Origin of the sequence: Haladaptatus sp. DYSN1, assembly GCF_029489995.1 — an archaeon.
Classification (GTDB): domain Archaea; phylum Halobacteriota; class Halobacteria; order Halobacteriales; family Halococcaceae; genus QDMS2.
This window is the reverse complement of record NZ_CP120471.1, coordinates 143,399-164,223: the sequence shown is the minus strand read 5'-3', so window position 1 is coordinate 164,223 and position 20,825 is coordinate 143,399. Positions and strand designations below refer to the sequence as shown.

Genomic DNA, 20,825 nt, shown 5'->3' with positions numbered 1-20,825 from the left:
TCGCTCCCTTTGACACTATTCACCCCCGAGCCACCAGCCGTAGAGCTGTTCTTGCTCGTCAGTGTCGGGATGCTTCTTCGACTGACCGTACGTCTTCCCTTTGAGGAGCTGGCGCTCGACCGCGTTCGCAGCGAGTCGAAGCGCGTGGGAGGCACCGTAGCCTTCGCCATCGGCCGTGAAGTAGCCACGGTCGGTGACCAGCCGAATCCGTGCCAGCACCAGCGGTACACCCCGGCTCTGTTCCTTATGCTCCTGCAGTTCGATGCTGGCCTTGATGACGGTCATCTCACCATACTTCGAGGTCATATTCTCGATCAGCGCGGAGACGTCATCGTAGTCCATTCCCTCCAGCAGGTCGAGGCCAAACACCTGCACGGCGTTCCGGTCGCCGCGTTCCCAAGTAAGCGCCTCAATGACGTCCGTCTTCGTGATGATACCGACCGGGTCATCAGTTTCGTCGGCTGTGACGACGAGCGATGAGATCTCATGTTCGAACATCGTTTCGACGACCTCGTCGAGCGGGGCGCTTCGCCGAACCGTCACCACTGCATCGGACATCAAATTCTGCACCGGCAGATCGAGCATCCGGTCGGCATTACCCTCACGCGCACCGAATCCGCCACGGTTCTGCCCCCCGCCACCGCGACCACCGAAGCCGCCCGACGAACCGCCCTGACTCTTGTTACCGCCCCGCGTCGTGAATTCGATGACGTCGTACAGACTCAGCATTCCCACGAGCTCGTCTCCGTCGATAACAGGGAGATGGGCGATGCCGGATTCCCGAAGCATGTTGAGGGCTTTTCCAATTGTCGTCTCGGAGGTCGCGCTGACCAGCTTGGACGAATACGCATCTGCGACGGTCACCGCATCGAGGAAGGGGCGGACGGCCTCGAGAACAGCATTTGCGGTCACCACACCGACGGGACGGTCGTCATCCAGTACGGGAAGCGTTTTGGCGTCACTGCCGATCATGAGCCGCGCGACCTCCCGAACGTCCTCTGTGCGTTCAACAGTCGGGACATGCTGTATCTGTGAGCCGACCTTCGCAGAAGGCTGATTGGACGAGGAAGCCAACTGTCGGCGGCTGACGACACCACGATACTCGTCACCGTCCGTCACCACGACGGCATCGAGTTCTTGATTCTCGAATACGCCGGCGACCTTCGAGAGCGGTGTCCCAATATCGAACTCGGTGAACTTCGTGGAGAGGATCTCGGAGATATCCATGAGTAACTCTCTAGTGGGAGGGGTGGAGGACGGTTATGCTTGTCTCACACAGATGCAAGGAGAAAGCCCACGGCTTTAGCCGTGGGAGGAATTCGACAGTTCAGCAGTACGTGACAATTGGTTCCGCTCGTACTTGTTTTGGCCACGAACTACCAATTGCACTTCTACTCGGCCATGAACAGCTGTGTTCTGCAGATGAATGCACGCACTAGATGGGGCGTGTGGTCAGGATTCTACTTCAACGTCGGTCTCATCCAAAGCACTTCGCCGGGTGAGCAGTCCCACCTGTTCCAGAAGCGTCGTCGCTTCAGCGAGTCGTTTTCGGTCGGGGTCATCCAGTTGGTCGATCTCGATGCTGTTGAGGTTACTCAGAGCGCGATGCAGTCGATATCCAGGCGTGTCTCGTGGGTCCATTATGCGCGCCTCGCCGACTCCCGGCGTTAACGAGACGCGCCGCGTCTCGTTCGCACACCAGAACGCAGAAAAACAATGCAGGTACGTCGATGTCTCCCGTCGAAGCCCTGCATCAGCCTTAACCAACACCCTTCGTATAGGTATCCTATGTTGGTTAAGTCCGTATCCAACCGATTCTCCTATTCAGGATCTGGCCCGTGACGAGGTGACTGGCACACCTGGCACTCCCACATCGGCTGCCCAGTCCAGTTCTCAGCTGGAACAGACTCGAACTCTTGGAACTGATGCACAGTCGTTCGGTCGCAGCTGTGACAGTCAAGCCGCGTTTTCAAGGGAACACTGGGTTGATACTTCTCGGACTGCGTGTCGTCGACGGAACGCTGGAGTGCAATCGCTGGCACCAACCAGGCGTCGGTCTCGGCGCTCTCAAGGAGGCCTGTAAGCCGATTTCCGTCGCGGATGCTGTGACCCTCCTCGTCGTAGAGGAACGTCCTGTGCGTCTCTCCATGTGGCGCCTCGGTCGGCTCAGTCCAGGGAGTCCGTTCACGAGCCACCGCAAGGAGCCGGTCACCACGCTCGGAGGTCGCCCGGACGGCGTCAGGAAGCGAGGGCCACTCGTCGGTCAGCTGCGCGGCAGGTGCGTCGTCGAAATCGTAGAGCAGCTGGCAGTCGTCGACGGCTGGATCTCTGTCGGGCTTCGCGAGGAGGGTCGCTGCCGCAGCGCCCTTCGCGAGGGCGTGATAGACGGTCGAGGCCTCGACGAGCAGCTGGACGACGTGAAGGAGTGTCCACTCGGTGTCTGCGGGCTGCTGGTTATCGGTGGACGTCCCGAGATGATTCGTGAGATAGAACCGGCACTTCGTCTGCTGGCTGGTATCGATGCACCACAGGAAGCACATTCGGTCGCTGGTGGGCCTGCGTCGACTGGATAGCCCGCGGGTGTCTCCCCGGGTCGGTCGCTGGATGTCTCGCGATGATCGTTGCTGGTGAGTTCACTGTCGGGAATCTGTGTCGCCTCGCCACGCGGTCGGAGTTCCTCGAGGTCAGCGTAATGATCGGCCATGGGGACGTCTACCAGCACGTTCGTTCGTCTTCCGTTTTTAATACCAGCCTCATACTGACTGCAAGGCGGAAACCCGCGCCTTTAGGCGCGGGAGGAAGCCGAAACTCGATGACACAAACTACGCTCGATAGCAGGCCGACTCCCCCACTCCAACCCGAATTATTATAAATACACGCTACTTCATATGAAGTATATATAGTGGAAGACTCAAGCACTCGAACCGTGCCCATCAAACTCGATGTGGACGAGAGTGCGGCTGACCTTCTCCACCAGACAACCGACCACTTCCTCGACGCCGCCAACTACGTCGTAGACGTAGCGTGGGAACCAGACTGGAAAATCACCAGAAAACAAAAACTCCACGACCTCACCTACTACGACGTTCGAGACGACTCGCCACTCCCGGCGAACCTCGTGCAAGCCGCACGAAACCGCGCCGCAGAAGCCGTCAAAGGCTGTGTCGAACGATGGAAGCAAGGCAAGAAAGCCTCGAAACCACACTTCACGTCACGGTTCTCCAGCTACGACGCCCGAACCGCCACCGTCAACGACAACCACGCCACACTCGCCACTATAGACGGTCGAGTGACCGCAGAGTTCGTCCTCCCCGATGAACAGCGAGACACACCGCACTCGGCGTACCTGTTCAACGACGACTACGACGTGAAAGGAGCCACACTCCACTACGACACAGTTGAGGACTGCTTCTACCTTCACGTGCGGACAAAGCCCGCCGTGGAGAACAATGAGGCCGAGCAAGGCGATGCCAAGCACGTCTCCGTCCTTGGTGTTGACCTCGGCATCACAAACATCGCAACCACCTCAACCGGGAGATTCTGGAGCGGCGGCGAACTCAACCACTGGCATCGAGAATACGAACATCGGCGTGGCGACCTGCAACAGACTGGGACTCGGTGGGCGCACATCAACGTTCAACGAGTTGGTCGCAAGCAAACCGGTCGCTTCGAGCAGATGCTTCACACCATCTCAAACGAACTCGTCGAGGAAGCTCTCGAAACTGACTGCACACATATCGTGTTCGAGCAACTCAAAGGCATCCGCGAACGCCTCCCGCACGCGAAGGCGGTTCACAAGTGGGCGTTCCATCGGTTGTTCGAGTACGTCACGTACAAGGCCGAGTCTGAGGGGCTTGTAGTGAAGCAGATTAATCCGGCGTACACGAGCCAGCGGTGCTCAAAGTGTGGGTTCACCCACGAAGATAATCGCCCCCATAACAACGGGCAGGATGAGTTCGGGTGTCTGAAGTGCGGATACGATGTTCACGCGGACTACAACGCCGCGAAGAATATTGGCTTGAAGTATCTCCGCGACCAGCAAAAGTCTGGACGCGGAGGCGCACCCGTAGGCGTGCGCTTGAACAGCGGGACGTTGAACGTGAACGGCGAGTATTCGCCTACCGCTCTCAGCGGTTAGAACGGGAGTCCACGCTGAATGCCACGCCCTTCAGGGCGTGGTAGCTTACTCCTGGTGTCGACTGAACTGTGTGGCTTCGGTGACCTTCACTCAAATGCTATCAGGATGGTGTGACCGACTCAGCGGGTGTATGCAGCAGGACTGTTAATCGAAGAGTCGGACAGAAGAGCACACCCTGTTCGACTCTCCTCCTCTCAAATCGCTCCTCACTTAGATTCCTTTGCGGGTCGCTCCCAGAAATTTCTGAGAATCTGTAACGTGCTCATTGCTCCATGACCACGATCGCACCCTTCATCCCCATGCCGCGGTGCGGCGTGCAGTAGTACTTGTAGACGCCTGGAGCGTCGAAGGTGTGGGCGAACGTCGTCTCGGCGTGGTCGGTGTAGGGTGACTTGAACGCGCCCTCCAGCTCGACCACGTCGTGGGCACCGCCCTTGCCCGACCACTCCCATGTGACGGTCGTGCCGGGCGAAACCGCCACGGCGACGGGGGCGAACTCGAAATAGCCCATCGTATCCTTCGCGCCGACGGTCACCGTCACCGCGGGCTCGCCGCGGCGGTCGTAGGTCGCCTTGTAGGAGTCCACGTCGGCGAACCAGCCGTCGTAGGCCGGCTCGCTCGCGAGGAACGGCCCGGTCTGTGCGTCGGCGTCGCCACACCCGGCGAGGCCCGTAGCCCCGACGAGCGCGAGCGCGCCCATCCCCTGCAGGTAGGTCCGGCGGGTCAGGTGCATGTTCTCACCTACCGGCCCGTCGCGACGGGCGCGACGGGAGTGGTCGACGTGTCGGTGGTGCGCGCGCGCTTCGCCCGGCGCTCGGTCACGAACAGGTACGCGAGCACGACGATGAGCGCGACCTGGACGGTCTTGTCAGCGACGCCGAGGGCGAACTCGGGCATGCCCTGGACGACCCAGACGGCAATCTGGACGGTGGTGAACGGGACGCTACCCGCGTAGAGCAAGCGGCGGTTCACGCCCACCACGAGGACCGCGACGATGCCGAGGAAGCCGAGGCTGGCGAGCAAGAACGGGACGAACCCCTGCACCCAGTAGAGGTACAGGTGGACGAGCCCCGTCGTCACGGCGAGCCCGGCGGCGACCCAGTGCAGGCGGGTCATGGGCTCCTCGCAGGAGGCGAGGACGGTTCGGGTGATGAAACGGTTGTGTGTTGCCATGACTACTAGTGCGACCGCTCGCCATATCATCACTCTCGATGACAGGTTTTCGAGCCGTGAGTACTCGTCACGTAATGAAATTCTCGGCGTCAGCGTCCGAGATTGGCGACCGTGAACGTCGAGATTCTGCATCGATTCAACGATGGTCAAGCGGTCACAGACCTTCTTGGCGCGAACTTTGCTGAACGGCAACAACCGGTACGTTTGTCCCTCCGTCGTTGCCCAGTCCCGCTTGATACCGTCATCGAGGATTCGGCCCAGCGTCGGCTGCGGGATGTCGGTCGTCGCCCGAATCTCGCTCCGGGTTAGGTCACCGTCCGCCAGGAGAGCAAGCACTCGTCCCCGACGATTTGTCGGCGAGCGGAAGCCCACGTCGTCGAGTACTGTCCGCATGAGCGATAGAACCTGGCTGAAGCCTAATAGGTGTGGCCGGTGTATGTAGAGGAGAGCGACGCAGTAACTGTTCGCCGAGGAATTCATGGTTTCGAACACACCACTTGACGATGTCGAATTTTTAGCCAGCTCGGAGAACCGAGTGACGGTACTGGAAGCATTGACTGTCGAACCCTACACACGGGGAGAGTTGCACGAATTGACCGGTGTCTCCCAACCGACCCTCGGACGAATTCTTGAGGACTTCGAGGATCGTCGTTGGATCAAAAAAAGAGAAAGACGCTATCATCTCACTCGGCTCGGGTCACTGTTGGCAGACGAATTCGGCGTGTTATTGGATACCGTTGAAACGATACAGATGTTAGCAGAACTCGAAACGATCCTTCCGCTTGACGAGATGGACTTCGACGTTCGAATGTTCGGCGATGCGCGAATTACGGCTCCACAACCGCCCGACATTTTCGCCCACGCCCGACGTGCGGAAACGCTCGCGATGGAGGCGTCGCACGCCCGCTCTCTAACAGCAAATTTCTATCCCGACCTGCTCCCGAAAACGCGCGAGCTCGTCATCGAAGGCGGACAGACCCAAGAGGCGATTGTATCGGCGGCTGCCTTCGACGCGATCATTTCACAGCCCGGGGCCGCTGAGATAGCCCGCGAGCTGCTTGAATCAGGGAAGATGACCATTTATCGCTACGATGGCGAGGTTCCAATCGGGTTTGCACTGTTCGACGAGATCGCCGTCATCTTCCCGTACGACGAACAGATGCGCGAGTATGCACTCATTGAAACTGAGAACGAGACCATCCGTTCGTGGGTCGAAGCGCAGATGGATGGCTACCAGGAACAGGCCACCCTGATAACTCCGGCAGCCCTTCCAGAGTAGGTCACCTTCGTCCACTCGCTCCACCGAATGTGTGGAAGCCGGTGAAGTACCTCGGGGACAAGCCCCGAGGCACTCGCCTTGTTCCTTCTGTAGAATACGTCATCCATCTCCGTGACCATCCGCTCTGGAGATCTCGGTGCCATTAGACGCTTTCTCTGCTTCCGGGAGGGATACCCTGTTCAAGCGGTCAGACGAGCGGAACCGGATCATACCGTCTGTGTCCGCTATTGGGGGCCCTTTTCCGCCTCCGCACTCAAGTGGTAGATGACATTGAAAGGGCCGTTCGCTCTCCCGATCCCGGTGTGGTTGGTGACCGACTCGCGCTCTCATTTCAGCACGCTCCCCGGACCAACACGTCACGTGTCGGTAGCTCTCCCGAGGGAGTCATACGCTCTTTCACCACCGGATTCTCCCCTACCCACAGGTATGTGCGTCTTCATAGCACAAGCTACTGACGTAATGGGAGACCCCACCGAGACCATCAAGATTGAGAACGTCGTCGCATCGACCGGCATCGGGACCGAACTCGAACTCGAACAACTCGCGAAGGATCTCCAGGGAGCCGATTACAACCCCGAAAACTTCCCCGGTGTCGTCTACCGCCTCCAAAACCCCAAAGCCGCGACGCTCATCTTCCGCTCCGGTAAAATCGTGTGTACAGGCGCGAAATCGGTCGACGGCGTCCACGCCGCCTGCCAGCGGGTCTTCGACGAACTCCGCACGCTCGGCGTCGCCGTCGACGACGACCCCGAGGTCATCGTCCAAAACATCGTTGCCTCTGCGGATCTCGGTGTCAACCTTAATCTGAATGCCATCGCCATCGGATTCGGGCTCGAACACATCGAATACGAACCCGAGCAGTTCCCCGGCCTCGTCTACCGCATCGACGACCCCAAGGTCGTTGCGTTGCTCTTCGGCAGCGGCAAACTCGTCATCACGGGCGGGAAGACACCGGACGACGCGAAACGAGCGGTGACGGAGATTGTCGAGCGACTCACCGAGATCGGTATGGCTCCCGCCCCGGCGTGACAGCCTCCCCGCGCTACAGCGCGAGGAGTCCTCTGTTGGGGATTCGCCGACCGGTCCACGGAGCCACCGTGAGGGTCCGTGCACACTTCGTTGAGACTTTCCTGCGGGTGTGGTTTCCCCGACCAGTTGTGGTCGCTCATGCCGCGAGCTGATGGCTGGCTTCATCGTAGGCGAGTGTTGCGTGGGCGACGGCGAGATTCTGCCGCGTCGTGCGCCACGCGGTCAGGTCGTCCCAACCCTTCGACTCGTCGGCGTCGAGGTGCTGGGCGAGTTCCTCGGGTGAGACTACGTCGTAGCGGTCCTCATAGCGCCGAATCTCGGCCTTCATTTCTCTGATGCTGTCAAGCAGCTCTGTCCGCGTCGTTTCGTTACGAAGCTCGTGGATCCGAGACATCAAAATCCGGTCGCTGTTTCGTTTGTACAGCGTCGTTTGCCCGTCCTGCGCTGTCTCGGCGAACCCGGTGTTCACGAGCGCCTTGCAGTGTCGGCGTGCCGTTGGCTCGCTCACGAGCGCTCGGTCAGCAATGTTGGCTGCGGACTGCCCGTCGTGGGTCTGTTCGATGATTTCGTACACCCGCTCGAATGGTGTGGTGTCGGCTTTCCAGCCCGCTTTGACCTGCTCGTTGACGTCATCCCACGGTTCAGTCATACTGGGTGCTACGCGCTCCAGAAAATATACTTTCTTGAGAAAACTATTCCTTTCTCAGAGACGCTTGTCCAGAAGCGTTGTCAGGCTCCCTGCTCCTCTAAGGTATCTCGATGCGACTGGATGGTCGTTGCAGTGACCCGTCACCCTCGCGTTCTCCGTCTGCGTCAACCATCTCCCTCTTCGCGACCCGCCTTGTATATGCAAGCCGCTGCGAAGCCGGATGTCCGGACACTGGACGTTACTCCTGTCGATTCTGACTGTTCAGCCAACCTTCAAGCTCGCTGTCGAATAGCGTCTGAAACATCGAAACCTGACGCGAGCTGGGAGATGAATTCGCTCAGGCGAACAGTCTATGATTGTAGACGGGCGATGTCCATCTTGAACGATGGACCCAATTTTCTTCGCCTCTCGCAACGAGTTCCGCGCCTGGCTCGAAGAGCACCACGACACAGCCACGGAGCTGTGGGTCGGCTACTACAAGGTCGACGCCGAGCGGTCCGGTATCGAGTACGGCGAATCGGTCGAGGAAGCGCTCTGTTTCGGGTGGATCGACGGCCTGGTCAAGGGCATCGACGACGAGACGTACACCCGTCGATTCACACCCAGGAACCCCGACAGTAAGTGGTCGAAGGCGAACACGGAGCGGGTCGAAGCGATGATTGAGGCGGGGAAGATGACCTCGACCGGAATGGAACTCGTCGAAGCAGCAAAGAAGTCGGGCGAGTGGGCGGCTGCTTATCGGCTCGCCGACGACCACGAAACCCCGGCCGAACTGGAGGCGGCGCTGCGTGAGAATGAGACCGCCTGGGAGAATTTTCAGAACTTCTCGAACACTGACCAGCACGCGTTCATCGCGGCCGTCGAGGAGGCTAAGACGGACGAAACCAGGCAAAAGCGCATCAAACGGACGGTCGAACTTGCGGCGCAGGACCTCAGAGCATACGACGAGAACAACAGGCGGCGGCTGTGATGAGTCCTTTTCAGGAACGGTCCGCCCCAGACCCACTGCCTGAACGACCGCCGGTCATGCCGACGCTGGACGCGACGAACTATACGTATCGTAATGGTCGAGCGCATCACGAACGATCGACAGCCGATACCGGGCGTACTCCCACTCCGAGACAGCTTCGAGCCGCTCGTGCGCCTCTGCGGCGTGAAGCAACCACTTGCAATAGATGTGCGAAGCGCGGTCGGTGATTCAACCTCGTCCGTGGAGGTACACTCCGCAAGTTCTTCTTGCAGGTCGACCGCTTTCGTAGCAATTTGGATTTCTGTGTGTTCCAGTCATTCGACTGACGCTGTTTTCTCCGCGAGGTAACACTCCCAGCAGGTGAACCCGGGAAAGCATTCTTCACAGGCGGGCTCGTCCGCCTCTGGGGGCTCCGCAGATGCGACACCACCATCGGTCACGACGCGTTCGACCTTCTGTGCGGCTTGCAAGATTGGTGCGCGAATTGCCACGGCGAGCCGATGTTTGCACGCACCTTCGAAGTGGATATTAGCAGGGCATTCGCAGTGTGTGGGAACGCCGTTCCTGACCGACACGAGATATTCGTGATTTTCTGGGTCGGCGTAACTGCCGTTTCTGACGAGAATACCTCGGTCGGTGAGTGAGAACTCGAAGGCTTCGTACTGGGCGCGTTTCAGTGAGCGGTTCGTGTACTGTAATCGCTGCAGGATGTGTTCTGACATGGGGATACAGCGAGGCCAGTTGTGAGTGGCCCCGCGCCCCTTCGGGGGCCAATAAACTGGCGTGCGAAACCCCCGAAAACACGATGTTCAAAGTTCTACCAACCATCCACACCAATCCCTCCCGGTTGCCAAAGTTGTATAGTAGCTCACCCTGTACAATTCGCATGTCAATTCGTGTCATGTCGTGGAATGTTGACGGGACATTCCCTCCTGCCGGGTCATCCGCCGCTGTCAACGCAAAAGTCGAGTGGCTCGCCTCACTCGAACAGCTCCCAGACATCCTCCTCCTCCAGGAAGTGAATCTGAACCAGCGAGATCTCTGGCACGAGTTATTGCTTGAAACGTTGGGATACACTGCGCTCACTGACACCATCGAGTGGGCTCGTGACCTCGACAACAGCAATGGCCATGTCACGGCTGTTCGCGAGGACTGGCGTCTCTCCGAGAACAGATTCGACCGTGATTCGACTGGCACACCCGTTGAGCTGGACACACTTGACACAGCGTTCCCTGAGAAAATCCTCATCACCGATATCGAACTCCCACAGGCGACGATTGAAGTTTTGAACATCAGAGCCGTCCCCGGGAGTAGTTGGGGTGTCGAGAAGATCATCATTCTCGAACAAGTCTACGAGTGGATGACCACGACGGGCGAAAAGCCACGAATTCTGGCCGGGGATTTCAACGCCCCAAACACAGTACTCGCAGATGGGCAAGCCATCCCTTTTGGGTACGAGAAAGAAGCAGAGATACGGAATCGGTAGGTGAGTGCAGAGCTCGATCTGCTCAAGGGCGTTGGTCACATCGGACTCATCGACGCGTTTCGCGCCGTGCATGGATATGGAGACATCGACCAGGTGGACCTGAGCTGGGATCGAACGAAGCGGTTCGACCATCTGTTTATCTCTGAGGAATTCGGGCTCAACGACTGTCGGTATCTGTCCGAAGGATACGACTACAGCGACCACGCGCCAATCGTCGCAGAAATCGAAATCTAACGTTGTGTCAGTAACAATCGAACAACGAAATGTTACAAGAGTTTGAACATCGCAATCGAACTCTGCTCACAGTCTGGACACACAGCAGTACGGTCTTCGACCGACGTCCCACATCGCCGACACACATAAACGACTTTGGGTGGGTTCTCCATTCTGAAAATCCACTGAAGTGGGCGGAACATCTCACTGTATCTCCACCAGTTTTTCGGCGAGCGCGTCGCGATGCTTTCTGAGCGTTGCCGTGGAGACGTTAGCCTCTGCAGCTAACTCACATTGGAGGACGTGCTCTCCAATATCATTGCTCGCCAGTTCGAGACACGCTGCAGCCACCCCAGCGGGATTACAGCCGTTGTCGATGCCCTGTTTTCGTGCCTGTTCAGCGAGCTCGACTGCGCGATGTCTCACCTCTGGAGAGAGGCAGAACGCCGAGGCGAGTTGGGGGATAAACTGCCGCGGTGTGGGAGGAGGTGTGGGCAAGCCCAGTTCCGTGTTGAGTACGCCGAATGCGTTGCGGACCGAATCCTCGTCACACTTGGCGAATCGAGCGATTTCTTCGATGGATCGGGGGAGGGAATTGCAGCGACAGACCGCGTAGACACACCCAGCAGCGATGGCTTCCAGTGAGCGTCCTTGGAGCAGGTCTTCGTTCTGAGCCGTGGTGAAGAGGGCACACGTCTGGTCACGGATACTCCGCCCGAGGTCAAGAGCACTCACGATGCGTCGAATCTCGTAGAACCCGCGCATCTGATTGCGTTCCCGCGTCGTCGAACGCAGTGCACGGCCCTGTTCTCGACGCAGGCGTCTGAGTTGGCGGTGTTTTTTCGGTGAAAGGGCGCGCCCTTTTCCGTCGTGGTGCATTCCAATGGTCGTCGATAGTCCCTGGTCGTGGAGCGAGGGAGTGAGTGGTGTTCCTGTCCGTTCGGGATTCGTTTGGTCTTCGGGGAATGACCGCCACTCCGGACCGGGGTCGATAGCTTGGTCTGAAAGGATGAGACCACAGTCGTCGCATACCGTCTCATGGCTGTTCGTGGACACTTTGCCGTCGCATTCGGGGCAGGTATTTTGGGAAGTCTGTACGTCTTCGTCGAACGCCGTTTCGTAGATGTCTCTCGTCGCCATTCGAAGTCACGAGGGACAGGAAGCCCCTCGCCCCTCAGGGGCGCATAAACTGGCGGTCAGGGAAGTAGATTCAGGGAGTCAGTAGATTGAATCTGGATGAGCAATGGGCGGTTCTTATACGAACGGAAATCGCTGGGGTAAACCTGACCATGCTTCACACGGGGAAGTTCCCGAGTTCGTGGCCCATCTAGTCCATGAGATGCTTCACTGTGAATTTCTGCCACTCGATTTGGTCCTCCAGCGAGTCCCCACTTCTCGGTCGTTTCCGCGATAGCCTCACTCATGTTCAAGTGAGTACCTGCGCATTGCATGAGCTTGGGATGCTGCTCGCTCAGTGTATTCCCACACAGGTACTGTCAGTCGCCATCGAGCCCATATTCGTGGTTCAACGCCGCACACGTGTTCCGACTCAGCTCACGGGCACCACTGTGTTGGGTGGGGAAGATGGCCTGGCACACGGCGCCATCACCGGATTTGTGAATGCTCTGACCTGAAAGGAGGCTGACCAGTAGGTCTGGATTATTCGTATCAACACCACTCCAAATTGTGCTGGCAATCTCCGATTAACAGACCTTGGAAGGTGGGATTCCGGAATTCGAATCACCGTCTATCCCACGGACCGGCTTATACTCGCTCTGGAATGATGGTGCAGTCAGGTCGAGTGCAGTCGAAGAAGCCAACGTCGAACTCGGCGAGAATTGGGCGAACGAGCGTCATATCGACCTTTGACTCCATCGTGATGACCCAGCGCTTGAGCGCCCGATTCCGGAAAACATCCGGATAATCCTCCTTGAAGAGGTTGGTGTAGGACACAATCTGGCCCAGTGGTTTATCGACATCGCTCGAACTCTCGATTTTCTCACCAGATGTTTTTATCTCGAGTAGGTGTACCTCAGCTGGACCGACCGCAATGGCGTCGATAGACCGCGTGTAGGACTGCAAGAGGAACCCCCCTATGTCAGAGATTTCTCCTGACTTCCAGAACCCGCACGGAGCGCCATTCTCGCGGAACAACTCCGCGTACGACCGCGCGAACTTCTCATTGTACCCGGTCGGTTTCCCGTCTTGGACGCGGTAGGCGTCGTCGACACGCTGGATGCCGAGTGGGACCTGACAGTGAACGAACTCGAGAGCAGTGATGTCGAGTGGCCCCTCGAACATGAACTTCGCGAGGACATCCTTCTCGCCGCCGTTGAGTCCCCTCCAGTTCACGGTCGGTGGCCCCTGTAACTTACTCATCCATCAACACCGCCCAGATGCGTTTTTCAGCTTTACCTCGGCTCAGTGGCGCGAGGTCTGCAGTTTGGCTGACAGCCGCTTCGAGGTCGTCGAACTGTTGTATCAATCCCGAGTCAATCGAGTCGTGTACTGCGTACTGGTTTGCGAGGAACCACATCAGTCGCTTGACGTCTGCGAACGTCGACGTGTCAGTGAACGTAGCAAGCGCCACATCACAATTCTTCTCCCCGAAACGCTTCGGCTCAGTCTCCAGGTCGGTCCGCCGCATCGATTCCCAGTACGATATACCGAGTACCTTCTCGAACAATTGCTTCACGTCTCTTATTCCCTTCATTGAGATGTCATCAGAGAACTCGATGGCGGCCTCGCCAAGGAGTTCCTCATCCGACATCCCATCGTAGAGTCTCCGGAGGAGTACGATGTCTTTTTCAGACAGTTCACCACTGCTGTTTGCGAGCCGCTTACCGATTATAAGCGGTGCTAGGTACCTTTTCATGGTACAATCTGAGAGGAAAATCGAATTCAGGTGGTGCCAGAGTAGTGAATAATCATATTGGAGATGGGTGAACTATTCGTGAGAGCCTTCCCGCAGGGTAATATAAACCCTGTGGTTTTGGCATTTGTTAGTTCAGATGTAGGTTTCAGCTCTATCGAGTGTGCCGACTCTAAAGAATACCGACGAGACTTTGATGAACGTGGAGTGAGCTGAGTGAAGCCGTGCGCTGGTAGAATGTGGAAAAATGACACCCAAAGGAACTGAAGGAATGAACAGAACTATGAGATGTACTCGCTAGATAATCCGGAAATCAATCAGTCCGTACTCGCAGACACAGCGTTCTCGCCTGTTTGTGAGTCGATGAGAAGCCTCTCCATTTCTGAATCGATACAGTATGTGCGTTGGCATTCCAAGCCTGTGAACTCGATTTCCGAACGGTCTACCGAGAAATCCTCTGGGATGAACGCCTCCTCGGGATTCGCGAGCAGCCACTTCGAACACCGATTCAGTTTCTCAGCCAGATAGGTGGCGCCGACTAGTTTGAGCAGAACCCTAACAGGGAGTTCCGTCGCATCGTCGAACAGGTCCGGGACCGTGAGTGGGTCGATGCCTTCGGCTACATCCTTCGGGAGCGCTTCGTCGACGATGCCGTCGCCGTCGTACGAGGAGATGGTCGAGAGCAGCGTGAACTCGAGAGGCTCGTCACGGTCCGCTCTCCGGGAGCGAATCGCCTGTAACGTCGTCGCGTCTGGGGTCACAGGACCGAGGCGGGTTAGGAATCCAGAGACCACCTGATGGACCGTGTCCGCCTGTTCAGGCTGCGTCTCGATGAGCTGTTCTACCAGTTCAGCTGCCGTCTCAAAGTCGACCTGGGTCGAGACGACGTCCGTCGAGTAACCACGATAGAGCTTGGCACCGAACTCGACCGGATGGGTGAAATCCTGGTCGATTTGCGCGGCGAACGGGTGCGGTGGCGAGCTGTCCTTGTCTGTCTCGAGGTCCACGCGGAACTTTTGCTTGCTGTCGACCGGGACGTGATGACGGAAGTTGCGTGAAATCGAGAGTCGACGACGGCCGCGCCAGGATGGATTTTTCTCATTCAGATTCGTTTCCGGATGTGGCGTGTCGCGATTGATGGTTGGTTTTTCTGGAACGTCGAGTCCCATCGCTTCGCGAATCGCACAGCCAACGCGAAACGCCATGGTCGGAGGAACCGCGTCTCCCACCCGTCGCCATTTCTTCGCCTGTGAGCTCCCCGTGAACTGATAGGTGATAGGGAATCCTTGGATACTCGCGATTTCACGAATCGTTGGCTTCCGGAATCGGCTGATTCCATCTGGCGTATCTTCATCTGCCTCTTCCATCACGAGGGTTTCACGAGCCACACGGCGGTTCGTCGCGAGTACTGTTCTCGATGGAACCTCGGGGTCGTCGGGGAAGCTCATCCGGCCGTAATAGGAGTGGTCTTCCTTGCGAACGCGAATCTCCTCAGCCTCGCGGTTCGTGACGTGACTGATGTAGAAGTGGTCTGTGAGCTCTTTTGCGGGGAGTTCGATATCGTAGTTCGGGTCGGTGGCCGTCGCTCCTTCGGGGATACCCGTGGCGGGCGTCGGGAAGTGATGGTTGATGTCACCGAAGGACTGAACCGAATCTTCCGATGGTTCCGGGACGGGGAACTCACCCGAGAAGAGACGGCTGCGGCGCTGAGGGGTTCCATAGTCATCACCCTCGAGGATGACCTTCGTGATATCGACGCTATGGGTTCCCTCACCCCATGGAACGTCTGCGAAGTCGATGGTCTCTGGGAGGTAGTTGTTCAGCCGAGGGACGTTCTCCATCACCCAGTAATCAGGGTCGAGTTCGTCGACGAAGTAGAGGAACCGCTTCACGAGCTTCATCCCTGCTTCGATATCGCCGCCCCCGCCGTTCTTTGCCCAGGAGAATTCGGTACATGGCGGCGAACCGAAGAGGACATCGACGTCGTCGGGTAGGTCCTCTGGGTCGAGGTCCATGATGTCTTTCTTGATGGTCTCGGTGTCCGGATGATTCAGTTCATGCGTCTCGACCGCACCGCTATCGATGTCGACGGCGTGTGTGATTTCGAATCCTGCTTGGCGAAGGCCTTCACTGAACCCGCCGCCACCACAGAACAAATCGATTGCCGTCGGCTTCTCGCTCATACACCATTCTCGTTCGTCTTCGCATTAAGAACTTTCGATCCGATACCGATTTCACCAGTCCGAGGTGCGAGAAATTACACTTTCGTTGACGTTCAGTTATCCGGATCTCGAGTGAGCTGTTCGGCCATCTGTTCCACGAGACCGACGACCAGTGCGTTCCCCATACACGTGTAGCGCCACGATTCGGGCATCCCGGTATCGGTCCAGTCATCTGGGAAATCCATGATACGTTCGACCTCACGAGGCGTGAGGATACGGAGTTGGCCGATGGCAGGATCTTCGACGACGTGTTTCACGCGGCCAGGAGCGGTGGTACCTTCACTCGTGAGGAGCGTCCGTGCAGGTTCATTGAGCGGGTCTGGGAACGGTATCGCTCCTTCTTTGAAGGTGTAGGTGTACCCATCGTCGGTTTCCCGTTCGATTTCCTTCGCACCTTTCTCGTACTCCCACCGTTCAACCTCCTCTTCATCGAGATAGTACTTCTCAGGAACACCATCCGTTTCCAGTACGTCTCGGAGGACTTTCCCCCCCTGATAAACAGGTGTAACCTCTCGAGTCCAGATGCCACCATCGACCATCGCACCAGCTTCCTCGAAATCGAATTCGAACTCATCGCTCGTCTCCTTCGGGTCGCCTTCGAGCGTCGTGTTCGGGGGATGAGCGATGGGCAGTTGGGTCTGAACATCTTCGACGGGGAATTCGTCGACAAAGAAGCCTCGTTGGGTGAGGTAATCAGGCTTTTCAACCTTCGAGGTCATCCACTGCCCCCACTCGGTATTCGCCTGGGCGGCGAAGATGAACACACGGCGGCGTTTCGTCGCGTAGCCGTAATCAGCCGCGTTGATGACGCGCCACTCGACGGTGTACCCGAGGTCATGAAGGCAATGGAGGAGTACACCGAAATCACGTCCTCGTTGGTCCGTAGACGAGCGAAGTAACCGGTTGACGTTCTCTAAGAGCAGGTAATTTGGGCGTTTCTCACGTGCGATGCGTTCGATGTCCCACCAGAGAGCTCCCTTCTCCCCTTTAATACCTTCGGCACCTGTCGTTGCGACCGAATAATCCTGGCACGGGAATCCTCCAACAAGCAAGTCGTGGTCAGGAACGCTCGATTCGTCTATTTGCTTGATGTCTACGTTGGTATGGTTCTCTTCGCCGAAATGTGCGACGTAGCACTCCGATGCGTGCTGGGCTTGGATGCTTGGCTCCCACTGGTTGCTCCAGATGACTTCGTGACCGGCTCTTTCGAGTCCGATTCTGAATCCACCGACTCCTGCGAATAACTCGACGGTCTCCAAACCCATTCTTATTGAAAGTGCGACGTCATCGGGTTTCAACGTTTAGTTTTGCAACGTTGAATGCATCGCTCAAGAATGTATGATTGGTGTAATTTTTATCGAGTGGAGATGACTGGACGGTGATAATTCCAATCTAATTGATAGTGGAATTAAATGACTGTATATTGATAAGTTATTTCTCCTTGAAAATTGGAGAAGTAATCATGGAACTGGGACCTATCGGCCGCGACGCTTCTTACGAAGAGATAGTAGCCGCATCAGACGCTCTCTTGGGGCAAAACTTCGGTGACATCGTTGAGAAAGGGTTCATCGACGCTGAGGCTACTAAGGTAAAAGGCGAACTTGGGGAGCTGTTAGAAATCTACTACGGGATGGCCAACGACAATGATCCTGCACCTGATTTCCGGAAGGAGGGAATCGAGCTCAAGTGTAAGCCACTGAAGACGTCGTACGGCGATTATTTTTACCCGAAGGAACCGCTGAGTGTTGGGATGATTGACTATGCGGAAGTCGTTGAAACCGAGTACTGGCGAGATATCAAGAAACTCGACAGGAAGTTTCTGAACCTGCTCGTCGTCTGGTTCCATCATGACGGTGGCGACCGGAGTGAATTCCCCTTTGTCTGGTGGCAACACTGGTCTCCATCTGAAGACCTCGACGAGCAGATTCAGGCTGAGTACGAAACGATTCGCCAGCAGATTCTCGAGGGCGAACACCTGAGTGAAACGAAGGCCGGGAACGACATCCTCCAGACCTGTCCAAAGCACAACTACGACTTCCCGAACCGAGAGCCAGGTTCGTACGTCGTGAACAGTGGACACCCGCATCTGGAGAAGCCGGAACGCCGTAGCTGGCGTATTCCATCACGATTCCTTCTTCGCATGCTTGCTGATGATGCGAATCTTGAAATCGTACCCAAGGGGCGGTCTGAGTACGTGAAGAAGGAGGCTCTATGGGCCAGGTCGAAAGAACGTGCGACCGATGCAACGGCGATCGAGACGTTCTTGACTGGGGATAATCAAGGGCAATCCGGTCTCTCCGACTTCTCTCAATAATCCCACTTCAGGACGTTTGTCTACATGAGTTCAGGTTGGGCCAGGAGAAAAGCAGGACGAGAACCACTCAACACAGTAAAAAAGCGCAACTTGGAGAAGGGGACCTATCACAAACACGATGCTCGAAGGGAAATCGATATTAATGGATTTGCTGAATTCACTGCCTCAGAAATACTTGAGGCGATTGAAACTGAATTTTAGATTATTGAAAATCTGTAACTTCGGGTTGCGATACAAGTTCTCGAACCTCGAATCTCCGAGTGTTTGAATTCCAGTCGTATTCCAAGAGAACGACATCGTTCCAAATATCAACATCCGGACCTGAAGGGTTCGCTTCAACGACGTACTCACGATATATCTGTGGAAGTTCAGAGTCGGAATTTTTTTCGTCCTTTGGACTGGTAGGCTGGCTTTCGAATGCACGAAGAACTACATCAGAGTACCCACCCGTCAAAAGATACGCATCGAGAGCCGCGTAGTGGCCATTCACGTGAGTATTGGCGATGTAATCTGTGTATTTCAATAATTGACCAAGCTGTTTCGAAAGCCCGTCGATAGTAGTGGTCTCATCTTTCTTTACCTCGATTAGTTCGTAGCCTACGGTGACGAACTCATTTCCAGCGGTTGGAATGCCATCGTCTGAATTTCTCGAGCTGATTTCAGTTAGAATGTCTAGTTGGTTCGCCCACGTCGTTGGCTTCGCTGGAGAGACAGGATACTCTCGGAACACGTTCCGTCGAAGGTCGTTCTGAAGGCAATCCGGTAAATTGGTAGAATCGTTGGTTCGTAGGGCCTCGATTGCGAGAGCATGCACCCAGTTCTCTTTCTTGAAGAAACCGTTCGAACGTAACCCGCTAACGTTGTCCGCAACGTATCCATGAATCGAGAAATTTCCCTTGGTCTTCTGATTGAGCAATTCGATGAAATCGTTAGTGTTCTTTGCAGGTGCTATCGATTGGGCGTCACCGGAATTCGGGTTATTGACCAGTAAGAGGAGTTCAAGAAGCCCTAATGCTTCGTCCTCAGAAAGTAAGCTAAAGTTCTTCGCTTCGAAGAATTCGAGATACGAGAACCGTGCTGCTGCATTAGATGATAGCGCGAAATCCATGTCTATTCCTTGTTCGAAGAATAATGGAGCAGGCCTGAACGGTACTACGATTCGAGCGTTCGTCCACCCGGACCCGCTGTACAGTGCATCATCTTCCTTGATGTCGAGTACGTCACTGTCTGGTAGATTGTACTTGACCCCATCATCGGAGGTCTGAGAATCCTCCAGTCCATCTGAAATATTATCAAACGATATTTGAGCATCTTCCACAGCGGGGGCATCCTCATTCACATTGAGCCAATCGAGGTCAACCTGGGTAGGTTTCGGTGTTGACGCGTCTTCGAAGTTAAGGAATAGAGGATTCCGTGATGTTCCTTCAATATCCAGCACCTCACCGACGCCGTAGATGGTTTTCGCTTTAAAGAAGAACACTTTGTCTCCAGGTTCGATAGCAGCAAGATCTCCGAATGTTCCGGCCATCTGACTTGACCATTCGAATGTGGGTTTCCTACCCTCGAAATGTTTATTCTCGGTTCCAGGAACCGTTAGTACAGGTCCGAAGATGCCATTCCGCATCGCATCCCAGATGATATCCATCTCCAGTTCGGACTTGATATTGAACAAAACTCCCTTCATAGTCACCTTTTCAACGAGCTTGTGTCTAGCGTTACATAATACTGACTAGTGAACAACAACCGATATCGGTGAGTTCTCGATTCGTATATTTCGGGGGGAATTTACATGGGAATTATCTCCGAAATTGACTAGTAATCCAGATATCTCGATTGCTTTTCACCGGTCCGGATGCTGAACACCTGGACCGACACGCACTCGCTGAGGCTACCGATTTAGCCACGGGAGTGGTGGATAGCGTTTTGTATCTCACGCCAACTCAAGAGCGTATTCCCATCATCGAGGAGCGATGGGATGACCTTTGACGTCCACTTCAACTGACCGTCGAAACCATCGATGGCTTGTCCACAGCTGTCATGAGAAAGCCTTCGGTGAAACCAGCCACACGCACATGCGGAGTTCTACACGGAATCGCCTCGTGGAGCTCGCGCTCGAACATCTCGACGAGCCAGCGAACCCACTTACACCAGACGGGCTGCCGACACGAGGGTTGGCTGATAGAGCCGACGAGGTGCTGACGCTCATGGAGTTCGCGAATCTATTGGATATGTCTGAAATCGAACTTCGTATCAGGCGACGTATCGACCTGAATATAGAGAAGGACGCCGAGTTAGCAAAGGTGCTTGCAACGACAAGGAGCGAGCACCCAGAACCGAAGACATCGTTTGGAGGTGACCTCGACGAGAAGACGAGAGAAGCGTTCGATGCGTTGAATAGGAATGCTGGACCGTCAAATTTGAATGTTGAACCGAGGGGCGAATAGCAACAAAACAACTGTACAACAGCATTAGAAACCTAA

21 protein-coding genes and 1 pseudogene are annotated in these 20,825 nt (G+C 56.1%); 9 read left to right on the top strand and 13 right to left on the bottom strand.

Annotated features, from left to right (window positions below):
* Window positions 1–15 precede the first annotated feature (15 nt).
* The 3 genes and pseudogenes from P0648_RS17015 to P0648_RS17005 all read right to left on the bottom strand — a co-directional run bounded on the left by P0648_RS17015 (window position 16) and on the right by P0648_RS17005 (window position 2,704).
* Window positions 16–1,227 carry a CBS domain-containing protein gene (locus tag P0648_RS17015; protein ID WP_277506059.1) on the bottom strand — a complete coding sequence of 404 codons (1,212 nt, stop codon included), beginning with the start codon at window positions 1,225–1,227 and terminating at the stop codon, window positions 16–18.
* A 225-nt stretch (window positions 1,228–1,452) separates the two neighbouring features.
* The gene (locus tag P0648_RS17010; RefSeq protein WP_276275268.1) at window positions 1,453–1,641 is read right to left on the bottom strand and encodes a hypothetical protein; all 189 of its coding nucleotides are present in this window, start codon (window positions 1,639–1,641) and stop codon (window positions 1,453–1,455) included.
* 179 nt (window positions 1,642–1,820) lie between these two features.
* Window positions 1,821–2,704, bottom strand: a pseudogene (locus P0648_RS17005) (hypothetical protein).
* A 195-nt stretch (window positions 2,705–2,899) separates the two neighbouring features.
* On the opposite strand from P0648_RS17005, the gene P0648_RS17000 reads away from it, so the two are divergent.
* Window positions 2,900–4,138 (top strand): transposase, encoded by a 1,239-nt coding sequence (locus P0648_RS17000; protein ID WP_276275394.1) that lies wholly within the window; start codon window positions 2,900–2,902, stop codon window positions 4,136–4,138.
* A gap of 262 nt (window positions 4,139–4,400) precedes the next feature.
* Here P0648_RS17000 and P0648_RS16995 read toward each other — a convergent pair whose 3' ends face one another.
* Window positions 4,401–4,871, bottom strand: coding sequence for a halocyanin domain-containing protein (locus tag P0648_RS16995; protein ID WP_276249143.1), 471 nt, complete (start codon window positions 4,869–4,871; stop codon window positions 4,401–4,403).
* Between the two features lie 8 nt (window positions 4,872–4,879).
* A complete protein-coding gene (locus tag P0648_RS16990; protein WP_277506058.1) occupies window positions 4,880–5,704 on the bottom strand; it encodes a hypothetical protein in 825 nt (274 codons plus the stop codon).
* A gap of 85 nt (window positions 5,705–5,789) precedes the next feature.
* Between P0648_RS16990 and P0648_RS16985 the strand changes: the two genes are divergently transcribed.
* Together P0648_RS16985 and P0648_RS16980 are read left to right on the top strand one after the other, a co-directional pair.
* Complete coding sequence (locus tag P0648_RS16985; RefSeq protein ID WP_277506057.1) at window positions 5,790–6,590, top strand: winged helix-turn-helix domain-containing protein; 801 nt, start codon at window positions 5,790–5,792, stop codon at window positions 6,588–6,590.
* A gap of 459 nt (window positions 6,591–7,049) precedes the next feature.
* A complete protein-coding gene (locus P0648_RS16980) occupies window positions 7,050–7,619 on the top strand; it encodes a TATA-box-binding protein (RefSeq protein ID WP_276249146.1) in 570 nt (189 codons plus the stop codon).
* A 136-nt stretch (window positions 7,620–7,755) separates the two neighbouring features.
* Here P0648_RS16980 and P0648_RS16975 read toward each other — a convergent pair whose 3' ends face one another.
* Entirely contained in the window at window positions 7,756–8,268 is a 513-nt protein-coding gene (locus P0648_RS16975; RefSeq protein WP_277506056.1) for a winged helix-turn-helix domain-containing protein, read from the bottom strand.
* 385 nt (window positions 8,269–8,653) lie between these two features.
* On the opposite strand from P0648_RS16975, the gene P0648_RS16970 reads away from it, so the two are divergent.
* Window positions 8,654–9,238 (top strand): YdeI family protein, encoded by a 585-nt coding sequence (locus P0648_RS16970; protein ID WP_277506055.1) that lies wholly within the window; start codon window positions 8,654–8,656, stop codon window positions 9,236–9,238.
* Between the two features lie 314 nt (window positions 9,239–9,552).
* Here the strand turns inward: P0648_RS16970 and P0648_RS16965 are convergent, their stop codons facing one another.
* A complete protein-coding gene (locus P0648_RS16965) occupies window positions 9,553–9,960 on the bottom strand; it encodes an SWIM zinc finger family protein (RefSeq protein ID WP_277506054.1) in 408 nt (135 codons plus the stop codon).
* Window positions 9,961–10,124: 164 nt separating this feature from the next.
* Between P0648_RS16965 and P0648_RS16960 the strand changes: the two genes are divergently transcribed.
* A complete protein-coding gene (locus tag P0648_RS16960) occupies window positions 10,125–10,724 on the top strand; it encodes an endonuclease/exonuclease/phosphatase family protein (RefSeq protein ID WP_277506053.1) in 600 nt (199 codons plus the stop codon).
* On the top strand, window positions 10,725–10,958 hold the full coding sequence (locus P0648_RS16955; RefSeq protein ID WP_277506052.1) for a hypothetical protein: 234 nt from the start codon (window positions 10,725–10,727) through the stop codon (window positions 10,956–10,958).
* 183 nt (window positions 10,959–11,141) lie between these two features.
* Here P0648_RS16955 and P0648_RS16950 read toward each other — a convergent pair whose 3' ends face one another.
* The 5 genes from P0648_RS16950 to dcm all read right to left on the bottom strand — a co-directional run bounded on the left by P0648_RS16950 (window position 11,142) and on the right by dcm (window position 17,296).
* Window positions 11,142–12,077, bottom strand: coding sequence for a transcription initiation factor IIB family protein (locus P0648_RS16950; protein WP_277506051.1), 936 nt, complete (start codon window positions 12,075–12,077; stop codon window positions 11,142–11,144).
* A gap of 624 nt (window positions 12,078–12,701) precedes the next feature.
* Window positions 12,702–13,316 (bottom strand): hypothetical protein, encoded by a 615-nt coding sequence (locus P0648_RS16945; RefSeq protein WP_277506050.1) that lies wholly within the window; start codon window positions 13,314–13,316, stop codon window positions 12,702–12,704.
* Entirely contained in the window at window positions 13,309–13,812 is a 504-nt protein-coding gene (locus P0648_RS16940) for a hypothetical protein (RefSeq protein ID WP_276275259.1), read from the bottom strand. Before P0648_RS16940 ends, P0648_RS16945 begins: the two co-directional genes overlap by 8 nt.
* Window positions 13,813–14,126: 314 nt before the next feature.
* Window positions 14,127–15,992 carry a DNA cytosine methyltransferase gene (locus P0648_RS16935; protein WP_277506049.1) on the bottom strand — a complete coding sequence of 622 codons (1,866 nt, stop codon included), beginning with the start codon at window positions 15,990–15,992 and terminating at the stop codon, window positions 14,127–14,129.
* A 92-nt stretch (window positions 15,993–16,084) separates the two neighbouring features.
* The gene (gene dcm, locus P0648_RS16930; RefSeq protein ID WP_277506048.1) at window positions 16,085–17,296 is read right to left on the bottom strand and encodes a DNA (cytosine-5-)-methyltransferase; all 1,212 of its coding nucleotides are present in this window, start codon (window positions 17,294–17,296) and stop codon (window positions 16,085–16,087) included.
* Between the two features lie 197 nt (window positions 17,297–17,493).
* Between dcm and P0648_RS16925 the strand changes: the two genes are divergently transcribed.
* Entirely contained in the window at window positions 17,494–18,345 is an 852-nt protein-coding gene (locus P0648_RS16925) for a MutH/Sau3AI family endonuclease (protein WP_277506047.1), read from the top strand.
* Between the two features lie 24 nt (window positions 18,346–18,369).
* Complete coding sequence (locus P0648_RS16920; protein ID WP_277506046.1) at window positions 18,370–18,546, top strand: hypothetical protein; 177 nt, start codon at window positions 18,370–18,372, stop codon at window positions 18,544–18,546.
* A gap of 1 nt (window position 18,547) precedes the next feature.
* On the opposite strand, the gene P0648_RS16915 is transcribed toward P0648_RS16920, so the two are convergent.
* Complete coding sequence (locus tag P0648_RS16915; RefSeq protein WP_277506045.1) at window positions 18,548–20,035, bottom strand: hypothetical protein; 1,488 nt, start codon at window positions 20,033–20,035, stop codon at window positions 18,548–18,550.
* A 409-nt stretch (window positions 20,036–20,444) separates the two neighbouring features.
* Here P0648_RS16915 and P0648_RS16910 point away from each other — a divergent pair, with 409 nt between their 5' ends.
* A complete protein-coding gene (locus tag P0648_RS16910) occupies window positions 20,445–20,789 on the top strand; it encodes a hypothetical protein (protein WP_277506044.1) in 345 nt (114 codons plus the stop codon).
* Window positions 20,790–20,825: the final 36 nt, after the last annotated feature.